This is a genomic window from Actinoplanes derwentensis, assembly GCF_900104725.1.
Lineage (GTDB): Bacteria > Actinomycetota > Actinomycetes > Mycobacteriales > Micromonosporaceae > Actinoplanes > Actinoplanes derwentensis.
Map to the genome: position 1 here is coordinate 4,326,895 of NZ_LT629758.1, position 13,323 is coordinate 4,340,217.

The 13,323-nt window shown below is 71.7% G+C and carries 9 protein-coding genes; all 9 read left to right on the forward strand.

Annotated elements, in window-relative coordinates; all coding sequences use genetic code 11:
- The first annotated feature begins 1 nt into the window (after position 1).
- Genes BLU81_RS19180 through BLU81_RS19220 form a run of 9 tightly spaced genes read left to right on the forward strand, consistent with a single transcriptional unit; the run spans position 2 to position 13,322 of the window.
- Complete coding sequence (locus BLU81_RS19180; RefSeq protein ID WP_092545935.1) at positions 2-775, forward strand: hypothetical protein; 774 nt, start codon at positions 2-4, stop codon at positions 773-775.
- Position 776: 1 nt separating this feature from the next.
- A complete protein-coding gene (locus BLU81_RS19185; protein ID WP_092545936.1) occupies positions 777-1,049 on the forward strand; it encodes a hypothetical protein in 273 nt (90 codons plus the stop codon).
- Positions 1,042-1,647 (forward strand): soluble NSF attachment family protein, encoded by a 606-nt coding sequence (locus tag BLU81_RS19190; RefSeq protein WP_092545937.1) that lies wholly within the window; start codon positions 1,042-1,044, stop codon positions 1,645-1,647. The genes BLU81_RS19185 and BLU81_RS19190 overlap by 8 nt, the downstream gene beginning before the upstream one ends.
- On the forward strand, positions 1,644-3,380 hold the full coding sequence (locus BLU81_RS19195; RefSeq protein ID WP_092545938.1) for a hypothetical protein: 1,737 nt from the start codon (positions 1,644-1,646) through the stop codon (positions 3,378-3,380). The genes BLU81_RS19190 and BLU81_RS19195 overlap by 4 nt, the downstream gene beginning before the upstream one ends.
- A 14-nt stretch (positions 3,381-3,394) precedes the next feature.
- On the forward strand, positions 3,395-5,392 hold the full coding sequence (locus BLU81_RS19200; protein WP_157751679.1) for a P-loop NTPase family protein: 1,998 nt from the start codon (positions 3,395-3,397) through the stop codon (positions 5,390-5,392).
- Complete coding sequence (locus tag BLU81_RS19205) at positions 5,389-7,728, forward strand: WD40 repeat domain-containing protein (protein WP_092545940.1); 2,340 nt, start codon at positions 5,389-5,391, stop codon at positions 7,726-7,728. Before BLU81_RS19200 ends, BLU81_RS19205 begins: the two co-directional genes overlap by 4 nt.
- Positions 7,725-9,050 (forward strand): toll/interleukin-1 receptor domain-containing protein, encoded by a 1,326-nt coding sequence (locus BLU81_RS19210; protein ID WP_092545941.1) that lies wholly within the window; start codon positions 7,725-7,727, stop codon positions 9,048-9,050. Before BLU81_RS19205 ends, BLU81_RS19210 begins: the two co-directional genes overlap by 4 nt.
- Before the next feature lie 19 nt (positions 9,051-9,069).
- Positions 9,070-9,894 carry a toll/interleukin-1 receptor domain-containing protein gene (locus BLU81_RS19215; RefSeq protein WP_197686285.1) on the forward strand — a complete coding sequence of 275 codons (825 nt, stop codon included), beginning with the start codon at positions 9,070-9,072 and terminating at the stop codon, positions 9,892-9,894.
- Positions 9,895-9,908: 14 nt separating this feature from the next.
- On the forward strand, positions 9,909-13,322 hold the full coding sequence (locus tag BLU81_RS19220) for a WD40 repeat domain-containing protein (RefSeq protein ID WP_092545942.1): 3,414 nt from the start codon (positions 9,909-9,911) through the stop codon (positions 13,320-13,322).
- Position 13,323: the final 1 nt, after the last annotated feature.

The window sequence follows — 13,323 nt, forward strand, 5'->3', positions numbered from 1 at the left end:
CATGTGCAACCCGCGCCGTATCCGCGTACAGGCCAGCCGCCGACTGGCGGAATCGTGGAACCATGAGGTCCGCCGGCAGGTGACGTTGCACGGCGAGGCGGTCGGCCGGGCCGAGAGCCGCCAGGAGCTCGGTTCCCTGCTCGGCAGGCCGGTGCTGGCCGCCTTGGAACGCATCCTCTCGGCCCACGACGGGTGGCGCGAGATCCCGGAGGGCTTCCGGTACGACGTCGACGGCGGCTACGTCGTCTACCACCTCGACTCCCGCTCGCTGCAGACCGTCGCCGAGGCGCGCACCGAGGTCTCCGCGGGCCGGGAGGCCGCCGCCCGGGTCAGCGGCGTCGTCGAGGAGGAGGTCCAGGTCGAGGGCGAGGGCCGCTACTACGACGACGGCTGGGGCGGCCTGACCGAGGAGACTGCCCGCCGGGACGCCGGCCTCGACGCCGACCGTCTCCTCGACCGGGCCGCGGCCGCCCGGATCGACGCCGCCCGGGCCGCAGCCGAAGCGAACACCCAGGCGGAGATCGAGGCCCGGGCACACGCCGAGGCGCAGGCAGCGCTGGCCGAGGCGACGGCGGCCGCCGAGGCGGACCTCGAACGCACCGCGGGCGGACAGTTGGCGGCGGTCGGGGCACGGGTTCAGGAGGCGTTCAACGTCGTCTTGGCATCGGCCTATCGGGACGCCATCCTGGCCTACGCCCGCAGCCGCCGGGCACAGGGCCTGCGGGTCTCGGAAGGCGACGGCGTCGTGCGGATCGAGTTCGAGATGGAGCGGTGAGATGCGCTTCCAGGTCCGGTTCGAGTACGACGAGGCCACCGGTGAGGTGTCGGTCTTCCAGGTCGACGCCGTCCCCGAGAGCGGGCGCGCGGGCGACCACGATCGCCTCCACGACCAGGTCAGCGCCGAACTGGCGGGACTGCTGGAGGTCAACGCCGAGGTCGTCGAGCAGGAGGAGCCGGGCATTCCCGGCAGGCGGCGCGGCTGGCACACCGACCCCGGCGAGACCTCCCGCGAGCAGCGGCCCGAAGCCCAGGAGGAGTCCGGTGGCTGACCGCGATCTGCTGCAGCGGGCGGCCACCTGTTACCGGCGGGCGGGCCGGCTCGACGACGCGGCCCGCTGCTACCGCGGCGCCGCCCTGCATCGTGAGGCCGCGGCCGTCTGGGAATCCCTCGGCGCCCTCGCGGAGGCCGCTGTCGACCTGGCCCGGGCCGGCCGGCCGGAACAGGCGGCCTGGCTGCTCGTGCACCGTCTCGGCGCGCCCGGCCCGGCCCGGGAACTGATGGAGTCCCACCGGCCGGAACCGGAGAGCGACGACGGCCACCGCCGGGGGCTGCTACGGAGCCTGGTGCTGGCCCGCTGCGATGTCGCCGACGACACCGGCGCCGCCTCCCCGGCCACGCTCGCGGTGCTGGACACCATGCTGGCGGAGCTCGAACGGCCGGTTCCGGCCGCTCTGGAACACGACGTCGAGGAATGGGCGGTCGCGCTCGCTGAGACGGTGCACCGCCCGGACCTGGTGGCCCTGCTGTTCGCGGCGGCCCTCCGCGGTGGCCGGCACGGTGCCGCCCAGCGCTGGAACTCCTGGTCGGTCCGGGTACTGGGGGTTCCGTTGGTGCTCCCGGCGGGTAGCCCGGCCGGTGGTCGATGAGATCACCGCAGCAGCCGCCGGGCCGCCGGGCCTACGTCGGCACCCGCCAGGAACTCGGCCCCGAACCCGTCGCCCCGGCCGGCGACCCCGCGCCGTCTCCACCGGCCGATCCTTCCCGGCCGGACGGCGACTGGCTGCGGCCGGACGGCGCAGGCAACCCCGTCGTGGTCGTGGCGGGGCGGTTCGCCGAGCCGAACGCCGCCGCCGGATACCTCGGCCACCTGCTGGACGTGTCCGCTGTCCGGCCCAGTGTGCGCCGCGGGGACGCCGCCTGGTGGGTGCTCGGCGACATGCCCCTGACCACGGCCCGAGAACTGGTCGAACTGTCCGGCGGGGACCCGTACGTCGTCGACGGCGACCGGCTCCGGCTCGACCACGGCTGGGGTCCGCCGCCCGCCGGCCCGCCCCGGCCCGAGGACCCGCACCTACCGGAACTCGCCGAGACGCCGATCGCGGATCTCGTCATGGCGGCCGGCCTGCGCCGCCGGCCCGCCGCACCGCACCCGTCCGTCGTCGTGCTGACCCGCGCCGCCCGGGCGTCGGCCCTGCTGCATCGAGCCGCCGACCTGCGGCTCTCCGCGGCCTTCCGGGTGGTTCGGTTACGCCCGCTGTTCGCCGGCGGGCCCGATGACGGCACCGCCGGCGGAAGCCTCGTCCAGATCCGGATACGAGGCGGCGGCACGGATCACGGGCAGGTGCCGTCCCACCTGCTCAGCGCCCTCGACGGCGATGGCCAGACACTGGTGCTCCGGGAGATCGGCGAAGAGCTGCTGATCCAGTACGACCGGCAGGCCCCGCTCAGTGACCGGCAGATCAGCGCCGTCGTGACCGGTGGCACCCTGGTGATCGCCGACCGGCCGTTCGGATGCTGGTCGCTGGAGCCGCTCGGCGAGTTCACCGACGCCGCCTCGTTGATGACGCTCGGCCCGGCCCATCGGCTGGAACCCGGCGACCCGGCCGTCACCGACACCGGGCCGGCCGGGGCCCTGCCGAAGCCGATCCCGGTCACCGTGGTGCGCGCGCCGCGCCGGAACGCTCCCGTCGACGCGCTGCTGCTACGGGATCGCGACCTGGACGCCGTACGGCTGATCCTGGAAGGGCATCCTCTCGCCGACGTGGCCTTCATCGTCCCCGGACGGGACCATCACCTGCTGATCGCCGGCGGGGGCGTGGTGGACCGGATCCCGCTGGGACGTTACCTGGCGAGCGCAGCGCCCCAGCCGGTCTATCTGCCGCACGGGTGGCGTACCGATCCGGTGCTGCCGCCGTCGGTCTACGCCGAACTGGCCGCCCGTGTCCCCGGGCACGCCCTCGTCCTGGAGGCCGACCGCACCCTCGTCTTCGACCTGCAGTTGCGACGGCCGGTGTGGGAACTGTGGGCCGGGGCGCTGCCTGCCCTGGACCTGCAGCTCCCGGACGAGGCCGGTGCGGTGCTCGCCGAGGTGGACAAGGCCGCCGACCCGTGGGGGCAGAACGGCCCGCGGCCGCTGGTTCCGGCACAGCCCGCGCCGGCTGACGGTGGCCGCCTCCGCAACATCCTGAACCGGCTCCGAAATATCGGCGACCCCGCGGCGCGCCGGCCGGTGACCTGGCAGCAACGGGCGCTCGACGCGGAGATCGCCGGCGAACTGCGGCAGGCCGCCCGCCTGCACGAGGACAACGGAAGCCCACTGAAGGCCGCCCGCCTGTACGAACGTGCGGCCTTCGGCGAAGCGGACGAGCCGAGCCGCTGAAAGGGGGGACCGGCATGACGAACGTTCGCCCTGACACGATGGCCGTCCCCGGTCCACGACGGCTGGCGGTGACGGTCTCCCTCACCGGGGCGGCGGTGCACGGCGCCCCGGCTCGCCCGCTCCTGGAACCGCACCGGCCGCTGCCGTTCGGGGTGGCGCGCTGTGATGAATTCGCCGGCGTCATGCGGGCCCTCGGGTTCACCGTCAACGACCGTCGCTGGCTCGACGGCCCGGACGAGCCGGACGGGCAGCCGGCCTGGTTCGGCCCGGCCCTGCTGACTGCGGTCCAGGTCAACGCTGTCGTGGAGGGTGCGTTCGACAGTCTGAAAGAGGCGGACGACCTGCTCGTCGTACATGTCCTCGGCGACTGCGAGGTCGAGGGCGGCACGCACGAGCCGCTGCGGCGGGTGTGGTTGCGAGGGCCGGACGGGCACCGGCTCCCCGCGGATGTGGCCTCCTGGCGGGAACGGGCCGCGCAGGCGCCCGGGCGTACCCTCCTGATCCTGGACGTCGGGGCGGCCGTCGACACCGTCGCCCCGGAGGCCTATCGCAACTTCACCCCGCACCTCGGGTACTGGATCATCGGGGCGGCGGACGGTGACGGCCAGACCCGGGGCGGGGAGCTCACCGGCGCCGTCACCGCGGAACTGGCCGCCCTGAACCAGGAGCACGACGCGACGGTCGGCCCGTTCGCCCTGGATGTCGCGACGCTGCTGGAACGGGTGCACCGTCGGGTACCGAACACGTGCTGGGAGCCGCGCACACGGCCGGTTCCCGCCGGGACCGCGCGGACCGACGCCGGACCGGCCCGGACGGCCACGGCCGACGTGCGGGCTCATCTGCAGCACTTCCTCACCACCGAGGCGATCGAACCGACCAGCGGTCAGCTCCTGGTGGCCTCCGCCGTCAAGGAGTTCCTCCAGGGTGACACGATGAATCTCCTGGTGGTGACCGGCAAGCCGGGATCCGGCAAGTCCGCCTTGATCAACAATGCCGTCCGGCCGCATCTGCCCCGTGTGGTCATCGTGGACTCGCGCAACCAGTCCTTACTGGACCTCATCCGGATCATCAGCGGTCAGCTCGACCCCGGTGGCGACTTCGACTATTCCCAGATGGCTCCGGTGCGCCCGGTCCTCGACGCGATCATGCGGAGGCGGCTACGGGACGGCGACCCGGCAGCGGTACCGATCATCGTGGTCGACGGTTTCGACCGGGCCATGAACCGGCGGCAGCTCGTGGACCAGCTGCTCCACCCGCTCGCCTGGTGGGAGGAGGACGGCCTGCGGTGGTGCCGGCTGCTGGTACTCGCCCGCCCCGACGTAACCGAACTCGATGATCTTCGGCCTCGTGACAGACGACACGAGGCCTGGATCGATCTCGGCGCCGTTCGCCCACCGATGGCCAAGCTCAACGGGGAACTTCGGGCCCACCTGCGCGAACAGTTCCATCGGCGGCCACTGGCCGGCCGGCACGGTCCGGCCGTGGCCGACGCGCTGGCAGCTGGCATGGCCGACCTGCTGGCCCCGGCCGGTGACACGGCCGCCGTCGAGCCACTGCCCTGGGGCGAACATCTGGTGGCCGAGCTGTGGCTGCACGAACTGCACCGGGCCGGTGCGGGACCGCGCGACATCGCGGCGGCGAAGGCCTTCGTGGCCGGGCTTCCCCGGGACGTGAGTGGCCTCGTACGGCTTGATCTCCGGCGCCTGAACCCGCGGTCCCTCGCCATCGCCTGGACGATGGCGTTCGCTCAGGGGGAAGGCTGGTCGCTCGATCACATCGACCTCATCGTCGCCATCGCTCAACGGATGGCGCCGCGAGCGGGTTGCGACCGCACGGCCATCACCGAGGAATCGCTGCGAGCCGCGCTCGACGGCGACCTCGCCTTTTATGTCCGCCGCTATCCACAACGCGGTGGCGGCGTCGTGGTCCGGCTGTTCCACGACGCCGTGGCCGAGGAGATCCAGCGCGACAGCCGTCGGAGCTGGACCGCCACTCCCGAGGAGGCGCCATGACCGGCGACCCGGCAGGGACTCCCGATCAGGCCGTCTGGGAGGAACTACGACGGCTGGTATACGGCAGCGGCACGGCCCACGGGCGGACCCCCGACGGCAAGAGTCGCTGGGCGGGCGCCCCGGACTACCTGAAACGACACGCCGCGCGGCACGCCATGCTCGCCGGAGACCTCACCGGACTCCTCGGCGACCCGGAATTCCTCGTCCATGCGGACGCCGGCGCTCTCGGCGGTGTCCTCGCCCAGATGACCGAGGCGAGTGACGAACAGTCGCCCGAACTGGTGTACCGCGCCTGCTTCCCGGCCCACCGGGGCGCCGAGCCGGAGGTGCGGCGACAGATCCTGCTCATCGACGCCGCCCGGCACGGGCAGCGTGACCTGGCGGACCGGCTCCACCACGACGGAACCCGCGCCGTTCGCTGGGCGACCGGCGTCGGTCGCTCGGCCCGGCTGCGGCACTGCCTGATGCCCCAGGAGAACGAGGGCGGGCCGGTCACGATCCGTGCCGCCGGCACCGTGAACGGCCGGACCGTGGTGGTCACGACGTACTCGGGCCCAGGGCACGGCCCCGAGGCCGTGCTCTGGGACCTGACCAGTGGCCGCATCCTGACCGAGGTCGGCAGAACCACCCGCCAGGAGACCCCTGCTCCGGGATCCGCGCGGTCCGAACCCACCTGCGCCGCCATCACCACGGTGGCAGACGGCACGCTGCTGATCATGGGTTACGACGATGGCACCGTGCATGCCTGGGACGCCGCCACCGGCCGGTCCCGCGACGGCTACACGTTCCGGGCACACCCGGCGGGCGCCGGCCGGGTCGCCGGAGTCACCGCTCTGACCGTGCTGTCCGGCGCCCGCGGGCCGCTGCTGGTCACCGGGGGCCGCGACGGCGCCGTCCGGATCTGGGAGGCTGGCGACCCGTCCACGACAGGGATGATGAGCAGCTACGAAGAGGCCCACATCGGTGGGGTGTCGGTGCTCTCGGCCGCGCCGGACGGCGGCTCCCCCTGGCACATCGTCTCGGCCGGTGTCGACGGCACGGTCCGCACCTGGAGTCTGTCGCCTGACGATGGCATCAGTCCGCTGCAGAAGATCCGGGGCGTGCCGGGTGTGACCGCGCTGGGGATTTCCCGGACGCCCGAGATGCACGAGCCGCTCTGCCTTGCCGGTGGCGAGGACGGCTCGGTGACCGTGGTCGACCTCGGGCAGGGCCGCATCCACTCAGCGATCATGACCGACGGCCACGGCGCCGTCGACGTCGTGTCGTGGCGCGGACAACCACACGCCGTGACCGGAAACCGGGACGGCATGGTCACCGTGTGGGACCTCCGGACCGGCGAGGCTGTCTGCCGGCTCGCCGGCCACGGCGAAGGACTGACCACCGTCGTCGCCGTCGATCTCGGCGGACGGCCACACATGGTGAGCGGTTCCTCCGACGGCGCCGTCCGGGTCTGGGATCCCTCGGCGAGCTCAGCCGGTGCGGACGACCCCGGCGGCCTCGGCCGGATCCAGGCGACCGTGATCTCCCCGGACGGCCGGCTGGTCGCGGCCGCCGATCCCCGGGGCACCGTCGTCGTCCGCCACATGACTGACGGAACACCGTCCGAGACCCCGGTCTCCATTCCCACCGCCGGCGACGGCTGTCCGCCGGCACTCGGCTGGACGGCGGGCGAAGGCCCGCTTCTCGCCACCGCAGACCATCGGACGCTCGCCGTCCACGGCCCGTTCACCGCCGATCGGATCGGGCCCGAACAGCGGTTTCCGATGGATGGCCTGAACGCCATCGCCGTGAACGACACAGCCGGGCATCGCCTTCTGGCCGCGAGCCGGGCCGCCGAGCCGCTGCAGATCTGGAGCGCCGGTGACCGCCGGCAGTCCTGGACGGCTCCCGGCGATCTGATCGGCCCCGGTGACCAACTGTGCGCGCTCGCACTCGCTCCCTCTCACCGGCGTCTGGTCGCCGGCGCCACCCTGGGCGGCCAGTTGCTCCTGTGGGACTACTCCCGCGAATGGGCGGTCCGGTTCCGTGGCGAGTTGACCGGGATCATCTCGCTCGGCTTCGGGCAGGTCCCCTACCACAACGGGGGCAGCGACGTCGCCTGGTGCCTCGCGGCCGGGCTGGACAGCGGCGACGTCGTGCTGTGGTTCCTCGACGATCAACGGCTCGACGACAGCTTCCTCTACGGCAGCGGGTCAGGACAGACCGGCGACATCCCGGACACCCCGCATGTCGAGGTCATTCGCTGCCCTGATCCGGTCCACGCGCTGGCCGTGGCGCCGGACGGCTCGATCGTCGTGGCGCAGGGCCCGGACCTCGTCATCCTGGAGCGCCGGTGACCGGCAGATTCGAAGCCAGAGTCCTGGGCGTCCACGGCATCCGCAACCGGCCGGACAGCCTGACGACGGTCGAGGCTGCGGACAACTGGCTGGCGGAAGCGTGGTACCAACAGCTCTGTTTCACCATCGGTGACCGGCCGCTCGGCCGAGGCCTGACAGTCGAGGTCCCCTACTTCGCGCATCTGCTCAACGAGGACCGGACCATCGAACACGGTCGGCAGCCGCTCGAGGGGCAATGGCTCAAACCGGACCGGGACACCTGGGACTTCTTCCACGACCTGGCGGTCACCTGGCGGAGGGGAGAACCCACATCGGACGCCCAGGCCGTCGCCGTCATACAGGACAAGTGCGGCATCGGCCTGCGCGAGCTGTCGCTTCTGGCCCGGCGCCACTGGCGCGAACTCACCACCTATCTGGTGGACGCGCCGATACGGGACGCGGTGACCGACCTGGTCCGGGAGCGGATGATCCGGTTCGAGCCCGAGGTGGTGATCGGCCATGATCTCGGTGCTCTGGTCGCCTACGAGGCGCTCGCCAGGGCCGGGACACCCGCTACGAAGCTGATCACCCTCGGTGCGCCGTGGGGCTCGCACTGGGTGCGCAGGCGTCTGTCGGCGGACAACCGCTCGCTGCCACGCCCGCCGGGCGCGGCCACCTGGACCGACCTTTACTGCCGCGGCGACGTCTTCTGCGCGGGACGGCCCGGAAGCGGCGTGGTCAGCGGCCCGTGGCGGCAGCACTCCACGTCCGACCCCGGTATCGTCCGGCACGGCACCGACGAGACCCGGTACCTGGCTGATCCTCACCTGGGCGAGCAACTGCTGGATCACCTGGAGCACGAGCCGGACCCGAAGAGCAGACCGACCTTCTTCATCTCGTACGCCGAGACTCAGCTCGATCGGAGCTGGGCGGAATGGATCGCCTGGGAGCTGGAGGCCGCCAAGTACCAGGTGATGCTCAAATCCTGGGATCTCGTCCCGGGCATGAATCCGGTCAATCACACTCATAACGGATTACAGACGGCGGAGCGGATGATTCTCGTCCTGTCCCGGGCCTACCTGCGGTCCACTCCCCAGACGGCCGATTGGCAGGCCATGTTCCGCCGTGACGTGCCCGGCGAGGAACGCCGGCTGATCCCGGTACGCATCGAGGACTGCGACGCCCCCGGACTCCTCGATCGTCGCGGGATCGACCTGTTCGGGCTGAACGAGGACACCGCACGACACACACTGCGGAAAGGTGTCGCTGCGGCGGTGACCGGTGACAACCGGCCGGACGGCGGCAACCGGCCGCCCTTCCCCGGCGGGGCGGGGCAACGATGACGGGAGGACTCTCGCGACGATGAAGATGTCCAAACAGGACGAGACGAGGTTTCGGGACGCGGCGATCGACGCGTTCCGTGGTGACGGGGACCTGGAGCTGATGCTCTCGGACATCGGCCTGCACCCGAGACACTGGCCGGCTCGCCGCGGCCTGTCGCCGGCGGAAGGGTGGAACCAGGCGCTGCACGTGCTGGCGGACAGTGACGTCGACGGCGGGCAACTGGCGCTGGTCCGGCGCGCCTACCAGGACCGGCCACGTAACCCGGTCTTCAGCTCTCTGATCACCCGGTACGACAGCCCGGATCCGGTGGACCCGGCGGACCCGGTGGGTTCGTCGGAACCGGCGGCCGCGGCCGGTGGCGTGAAGTGGGACTTCTTCATCTCCTACACCCAGAAGGACCGGTCCTGGGCCGAGTGGGCCGCCTGGACGCTGGAGAAGAACGGGTACCGGGTGCTGATCCAGGCATGGGACTTCGTCGCCGGGAGCAGCTGGACCAACAAGATGCAGGACGGGGTGGTGCACGCGACCCGGATGATCGCCGTGCTCTCGGCCGCCTACATCGAGTCCGCGTACGGGACCGCCGAATGGCAGGCCATGTTCCGCCGCGACCCGCTCGGTGCGGAACGCCGGCTGATCCCGGTCCGAGTCGAGGAATGCGAGCGGCCGGGACTGCTCGACGCCACCGGGTGCGATCTGTTCGGGGTCGAGGAGCAGATCGCCGTACGCCGCCTGCTGAGGTGTGCCGAAGGGGCGGTCCGCGGGCGGCTCAAGCCGGACCTCCCACCGCCGTTTCCCACGACGTCCGCGGTGCCCGCGCCGGTCGGGTTCCCGGGCGGGACCTAGGCGAGGGGCCACCGATGAGCGAACCGGTTGAGGAACTGCGGCGGTGGGCGATGGCCCATGCCGGGTCGGTCCGGAACCGGCGGGTGCCGCCCCCTGCCGGGGCGGTCTCGGCCGGCCCGAAGACACCGATCCGGCTCGACGTCAGTGAACGGGCGACGCGGATCCGGGTGGCGGAACCGGGAGTATATGCGGCAGCGGCCGTCGCTTGGGCCACCACCGACACCGGACAACCCCTCCTCGCCACCGCCAGCAACGACGGCACCGCACGCATCTGGAACCCCCACACCGGCCACACCATCACCACACTCACCGGACACACCAACACCGTGCGGTCCGTCGCCTGGGCCACCACCAACACCGGACAACTCCTCCTCGCCACCGGCAGTAGTGACCGCACAGCACGGATCTGGAACCCCCACACCGGCGACACCATCACCACACTCACCGGACACACCGGCCTCGTCTGGTCCGTCGCCTGGGCCACCACCGACACCGGACAACTCCTCCTCGCCACCGCCAGCAGCGACAACACCGCACGCATCTGGAACCCCCACACCGGCCACACCATCACCACACTCACCGGACACACCGACACCGTGCTGTCCGTCGCCTGGGCCACCACCGACACCGGACAACTCCTCCTCGCCACCGCCAGCTGGGACGGGACTGTCCGCATCTGGAACCCCCACACCGGCCACACCATCACCACACTCACTGAACACACCGACACCGTGCTGTCCGTCGCCTGGGCCACCACCAACACCGGACAACCCCTCCTCGCCACCGCCAGCAACGACGGCACCGCACGCATCTGGAACCCCCACACCGGCCACACCATCACCACACTCACCGGACACACCAACACCGTGCAGTCCGTCGCCTGGGCCACCACCAACACCGGACAACTCCTCCTCGCCACCGCCAGCTGGGACGGGACTGTCCGCATCTGGGATCACGGGACGGGCGAATCGCTGGCGGTCGTCGAACGACCCCAACAGGCTTCCCTGAGGGACATCAACGGCTTGGCCTGGCATGTGCCGAGTGTGCGCGAACTCGTAGCCAGCTCGTCCGGCGACGGTCGACTCGTCGAGACGTTGCTCCTGGCTACAGCCGGGGACGACGGGGGGGTCTGGATCCACGAGATCTCCCACACGCTGCCGGCTCCTCCCGCTGGAGCCGTGGCAGCCGCTTCCCTGGACCCACCTGCGGGTGCCCTCGCTGCCATCGCCCCGGGCACGATCCACGTCCCCGAAGCAGATCCCGTCGAGCTGGCAGGACACACCGGGCTCGTCTGGTCCTTAGCGTGGGCCACCACCAACACCGGACAACCCCTCCTCGCCACCGCCAGCAGCGACAACACCGCACGCATCTGGAACCCCTACACCGGCGACACCATCACCACACTCACCGGACACACCGACACCGTGCGGTCCGTCGCCTGGGGCACCACCGACACCGGACAACTCCTCCTCGCCACCGCCAGTGGTGACAACACCGCACGCATCTGGAACCCACACACCGGCGACACCATCACCACACTCACCGGACACACCGGCCTCGTGCAGTCCGTCGCCTGGGCAACCACCGACACCGGACAACCCCTCATCGCCACCACCAGCCACGACAACACCACACGCATCTGGAACCCACACACCGGCCACACCATCACCACACTCACCGAACACACCAACACCGTCTGGTCCGTCGCCTGGGCCACCACCGACACCGGACAACTCCTCATCGCCACCGCAAGCACCGACGGCACCACACGCATCTGGAACCCACACACCGGCCACACCATCACCACACTCACCGAACACACCGGCGCGGTGCTGTCCGTTGCCTGGGCCACCACCGACACCGGACAACTCCTCATCGCCACCACAAGCAACGACAACACAGCACGCATCTGGAACCCACACACCGGCCACACCATCACCACACTCACCGGACACACCGACACCGTCTGGTCCGTCGCCTGGTCCACCACCGGCGGGCGCCTCCTCCTGGCCACCGCGAGCGAGGACGGCAGCGCCCGGGTCTGGGACCCCTACACCGGCACCACCCTCGCCGACATGGTTCACCCCTCACCTGTCAACGCGGTGGCGTGGCGGACCACCCCGACCGGCGCGCTGACCCTGACTACCGGCTGTGATGACTCCAAGATCCGTGAGTTCGTCGTGGTCCCGGCGTCCGTCCACATCGCCTCTCGACCCGTACCGCGTACCCCGGCGGGAAAGCCGCCCAAGTCGGTTCCGGGGCTGCTCGCCCTGGGCCGCCGAGGCCTGTGGCCGCCGTTGGGGCTGGTCGAGGATCTGGTTGAGCTCACCGGAGCCGACCGGAACGGCGAGCTCAACGATCCGGAACTGGACTGGCTGACCCGGCACCCATTAGTGCTGGCGATGCGGGAACTGGGCTGGCCGGCCGCTTCCCGGGTGGCGATGGCCGCACTGCTGACGGCCGACCACAAGCACAATCCGGGATACGCCGCGCCCGTCGCAGCGGATCCGGTGGCGCTCACGAACGCCCTGTCCGGCGCTCTCGCGGCTCGGCACGCCACACCGCCGCCACCGGCGATGCCGGCCGCCGCCGTGCACGCCGCGGCGGATGCCGTCCCACCGGCCGCCGTCGACCTGCTGGCGATTCTGGGCCCGGAGGTGTCCGCGGAGGATCCGAGCCTGGTGTTACGCCTGGCCGGTTCGATGGCCCGGCTCCCGGCCCTCGACTCGCGGATCCGCGGCCTGCTGTGTGTCAGCGCCGCGGACGGTTCGGTGACCGAGACCGCGTCCACCGTGCCGGTCGACGCGCGGGTGGAACGGCTCGGGGATCCGCTGCTGGCCCGGCACGGCGACCCGCATCGGATGGTCGCCACCCACCTGGCGCTTCCGGAGCGGCCGCGCGCGGTCCTGGCGGCGGGCGGGAACCTGCTGTATCGGCGCAGGTCCGCCGAGCCGCACCGGCGCCCCACCGACCGGGTGCTGGTCCTCGACACGTCGCCGCCGACCTACGGTCCGGTCGAGTCGGTGCTGCGCCTGGTCGCGCACCTGGTCACGACGGCACTCTGGCGGGCGGGCGCCGCCACGACCCTGCTGACGGCGGAACGTCCCGACAGTCTGATCCCGCTGACCCGTCCCCGGGATCTGCTGCATCTGTGGACCGGCCGCACCCTGGTCCGGCCGGACCTGGCCGCGCTCGCCGGGACGGCCGGCGGACATGGCCAACCGGTCATCGTGCTGACCCACTACGAGACGGCCCGGTGGGCGGGCCTGATCCGCGACACGGACCACCGTGTCGTTCTGCTGACCAGCCACACACCGACGACGGCCGAACCGCGCCCCACCGCCGCCAATCACCACCACCTCGCCGCCACGGCCACCGCCGAGCAGATCGACGCGACGGTCCGCGCGCTTCTCGGAGACCCGGCCTGAC

Bases quoted from the DNA above. Each gene is read 5' to 3' on its own strand.
- BLU81_RS19180 (WP_092545935.1), top strand. From the start codon at position 2: ATGTGCAACCCGCGCCGTATCCGCGTACAGGCCAGCCGCCGACTGGCG.
- BLU81_RS19185 (WP_092545936.1), top strand. From the start codon at position 777: ATGCGCTTCCAGGTCCGGTTCGAGTACGACGAGGCCACCGGTGAGGTG.
- BLU81_RS19195 (WP_092545938.1), top strand. From the start codon at position 1,644: ATGAGATCACCGCAGCAGCCGCCGGGCCGCCGGGCCTACGTCGGCACC.
- BLU81_RS19200 (WP_157751679.1), top strand. From the start codon at position 3,395: ATGACGAACGTTCGCCCTGACACGATGGCCGTCCCCGGTCCACGACGG.
- BLU81_RS19205 (WP_092545940.1), top strand. From the start codon at position 5,389: ATGACCGGCGACCCGGCAGGGACTCCCGATCAGGCCGTCTGGGAGGAA.
- BLU81_RS19215 (WP_197686285.1), top strand. From the start codon at position 9,070: ATGAAGATGTCCAAACAGGACGAGACGAGGTTTCGGGACGCGGCGATC.
- BLU81_RS19220 (WP_092545942.1), top strand. From the start codon at position 9,909: ATGAGCGAACCGGTTGAGGAACTGCGGCGGTGGGCGATGGCCCATGCC.